At 35.2% G+C, this 3,444-nt stretch carries 2 protein-coding genes; both read left to right on the forward strand.

The window, feature by feature from the left end; all coding sequences use genetic code 11:
• Positions 1–1,709: PQQ-binding-like beta-propeller repeat protein (locus HRT72_02645; GenBank protein NQY66609.1), on the forward strand; the 1,709-nt coding region annotated here is incomplete at its 5' end.
• A 68-nt stretch (positions 1,710–1,777) separates the two neighbouring features.
• On the forward strand, positions 1,778–3,444 hold a 1,667-nt coding region (locus HRT72_02650; protein NQY66610.1), incomplete at its 3' end, for a T9SS type A sorting domain-containing protein.

The raw sequence follows: 3,444 nt of genomic DNA on the forward strand, positions 1-3,444 counted from the left end.
CTGAACAATCCGCTCTTTTAAACAATGGTTTATATGGATATGGAGATATCACCCCTTCCAATTATTTTCAGAAACTCTCTGAATGTGGTGGTTTAACACCTCCTAATATTGAAATGCCTGATAGTTCAGGGTGTTCCGATCCAACATTTTTTACGGAAAGCTGGAATAACGTTACACTTGGAAATGTTGAGGGAGATAATCAGTTTAATGACATTGTAGTGGATTCCTTAGGATACGTATATTCTGTAGGTAAAATACATCAAGCCTTAGGCAATACAGATATTGTTATTCAAAAATTAAACGGTGAATCAGGAAACATGCTATGGCAGCAAACCATAAATAGTGGAATTGGATTAAGCGATAACGGTAAAGCAATTTCTATTGACGGTTATGGCAATATCTACATTACCGGAACTTCAGAACCAAATTCTTTATCAGAATACACAAGTACAATTGCGAAGTATGATTCCGAAGGAAATCAAATGTGGATCTCGAATGATATTGCTGCGGGTGGTGAATCTATTAGTATTGACCCTTCCGATGAATACATTTATAGTGCTGGTGGAGGTGGAGTAATTAAATATAATGCCCTTTCTGGTACTAAAATATGGACAAGATCTATTGAAAATGCGTTGCAGGAGGAATCCTTTGCAAAGAAGGTAATTGCTACTAATGATGGGATTTTTGTAGGAGGAGAAATATTTAATTCTTTGAAACGCAACATCGCTGTTGTAAGGTACGATGAACTGGGTAACGTGACATGGAGTTCATCTCATGGGGGAGAAACTTCAGAAGATTATTTTAATTCTATGGTCATCGATAATTTGGGAAATACCTGGATCGTTGGATCTTCAAGTAGCTGGAGATGGATGATAGTAAAATTTGACTATGATGGTCTATTTCTTTGGAAAGAATATGATAATTCTAGTGCTCAGTTTTTCTCTAATGCCACTGACATAACACTTCAAGTAGATGAAGTAGGCTCAACTTATGTAAGTGGAGAAACAACTTTTGGAGGTAACTTTTTTATTACTACAACAAAATATGATGCCGATGGCAATGAAACCTGGAGTACCGATTACCCTATTTCCAATCCTAGTAACTCGTTAGCAAGTGTGACTGTCGGGGTAAATTACCTTTATGTGACTGTTGGCGCTTCTGATGACGTTATAACAATTAAGTATGCGATGAGTGATGGATCAATTCAATGGAATGAATCATTTGACGGAGGTTCCTTATTGATCGATGGGTCAAATGCGATTACGTTATCTGAAGAAGGAGATGTATTCGTAACCGGTAAAACTCAAAACGTTTCATCTAACTACGATATGCTAACTATTAAATACAGCCAATGTGAATTTGGAATATTAGATCCTATAGCCAAGTCAACTGATATTAGAAGAAATTCTAATATTATTGAAGAAAGAAAAACACACTCGGTCGTATATGATTCCAACCTAAAAATGACTGTGTTCCCTAACCCTTTTACAAATATTTTAAACGTTGAGATTTCTAAAAATAAAGAAGGTGATCCTGAAGAAATTAATCTTCAATTATTAGATATAAATGGTAGACAAATATATGTAGGTAACCATTTTACCGGTACTACAATTACTATTAATTCTAACAATATAGTTTCCGGGTTGTATGTTGTAAGAGTAATTTCATCGACAGGAGTGCTAAGTTCTAAAGTTATTTGTACAAAATAGTTCAAACAGTACCGATGGGTGAATAGCCGGATTAATGTTCTATTTTACATCATTCTAATATTCATATATTGAATAAGCTATTAGCTACTATATTTCTATTATTCACATTCAATAGTTATGCTCAAATCTATGAGCCTGAGTGGGTGTATCCGATGGGTGAATACCCTAATCATGCCGCTAATCAATTAATTAAAACAGATCCATTCAACAACTTAATTGTTAGTGGCTTGATCGTAACAGCGTTTTCTCCGGTAGATATGGATCCCAGTTCTGATTCGGTGTTTGTATATGGTAATGGTTCAAATGATGTCTTTTTAGCAAAATACTTTCCAAACGGAGAATTCGATTGGGTCGTTACTATTGGAGGATACGCGGATGATGAATTAGCAACTTTTAACATAGATAACGTTGGTAATGTTTTTGTAACAGGAAATTTCATTGGAACTGTAGATTTTGATCCATCTGACAATCCATATAATTTAACATCTAATGGGTCTAAGGATGCTTTTTTTGCAAAATATAATTCAACTGGAGAGCTCGATTGGGCCTTCAATATTGGGGACGAATTAGAAGATAATGGAAAATTTATCCATCCTGATGAACTTGGAAATTTTTATATTTCCGGATCATTCAATGACACAATAAACCTAAATCCTTTAGGCAATGAATTTGAAGCCATTTCACCAGAAGGTGTAGGAATGTATCTTGCAAAATACGATTCACAAGCCAATCTACAGTGGGCAAAAATATATAGCGGCGAGGGAGCTGTTTTCGTGACTGACGTGGAACTTGACGATAGCTTTATATACATATCAGGAAGAAGTCTATCAGACACAATATTTATCACCGATGAAAACGAAACAATATTACCAGGAATTTTCACAACTAAAATTAGCCATGGAGGTACAATTTCTTGGATTAAGCAATTTGATGGATATAGTACATTGAATAAATCCGTGTTATCGGACGGAGAACAGTACAGAACGGGTAGCACTCCCCTTGCTTTCGATCTTGATCCGAGCCAATCTGAGTATTTAATTAGTCCAATCAACAATTCTGTACAACCGTTTATTGCAAAATATGATTCCCTCGGAGATTTTGTGTGGGGCAAGATCTTCGAACAAGATGGACCAATCATATTATCCATAGAAATTTCCGAAGACAATAATCTATTTATTGCTGGTCGATTTACAGGAATTATGGATATCGATCCTTCAGAAGATGGATTATTATTTCAAGCCGATTCATCAACTTACGGAAATAACTTTTTTGCAGAGTTTGATACCGATGGGAATATCTTGTGGGCCAATACGTATAATGGAAAAGGATCACAAGGAGGTAATTCATCTGTGGCGTTGGGTGACTCTTCAACTTTATTTACTACATCATATATTTTGGAGGATTCATTAGACGTTGGAATTGGAAATAGTTCCATGTACGCTTATAGAGGAATTATGATTGCTAAATACCACGAATCTTTAGTTGGAATTGAAACTAAGGGTGCGATTATAAAAAAGTTGATTTACCCTAATCCTAGTAACGGGGTAGTTAACATACCTAAAGGGACTGAATATGATATTATCGAGATATACAATAACACTGGGAAGAAACTTAGCTCATACTCATCTCTAAACAAGCGACAAATTGATCTTTCTAAATTCCCTTTTGGAATATATTTCATTAAAATATTCTCTAAAAATGGAGTTTATGCTCAGAAAATAATATTGGAACGGTA

This window comes from Flavobacteriales bacterium (genome assembly GCA_013214975.1).
Taxonomy (GTDB): Bacteria; Bacteroidota; Bacteroidia; order DT-38; family DT-38; genus DT-38.